The organism is Vibrio sp. 1249-1 (assembly GCF_033340495.1).
Genome location: NZ_JAWOWJ010001174.1, coordinates 1 through 517 on the forward strand (window position 1 = coordinate 1; position 517 = coordinate 517).

Here is a 517-nt window from a genome sequence, read left to right on the forward strand (position 1 = left end):
TGCCAGGCACAACTCGTGACTCAATCTACATTCCTATGGAACGTGATGGCCGTGAGTATGTAATCATTGATACTGCGGGTGTACGTCGTCGTGGTCGTATTAACGAAACGGTTGAGAAATTCTCTGTTGTTAAAACGTTGAAAGCCGTTGAAGACGCAAACGTAGTGCTATTGGTTATCGACGCACGTGAAAACATCTCTGACCAAGACTTGAGCCTGCTAGGTTTTGCATTGAACGCCGGTCGTTCAATCGTATTAGCGGTAAACAAGTGGGATGGTCTAGATAACGAAGTAAAAGAGAACGTGAAGAAAGAGCTAGACCGCCGCCTAGGTTTCGTTGACTTTGCTCGTATTCACTTTATCTCTGCACTGCACGGTACTGGTGTTGGTCACTTATTTGAGTCTATCCAAGAAGCGTACAAGTCGGCAACGACACGTGTTGGTACCTCTGTTTTGACTCGTATCATGAAGATGGCGACTGATGATCACCAACCGCCAATGGTTCGTGGTCGTCGTAT

1 protein-coding gene is annotated in these 517 nt (G+C 46.4%); it reads left to right on the forward strand.

Annotated elements, in window-relative coordinates; genetic code table 11:
• Positions 1-517: GTPase (locus R7Z50_RS31100; RefSeq protein WP_318150227.1), on the forward strand; the 517-nt coding region annotated here is incomplete at both ends.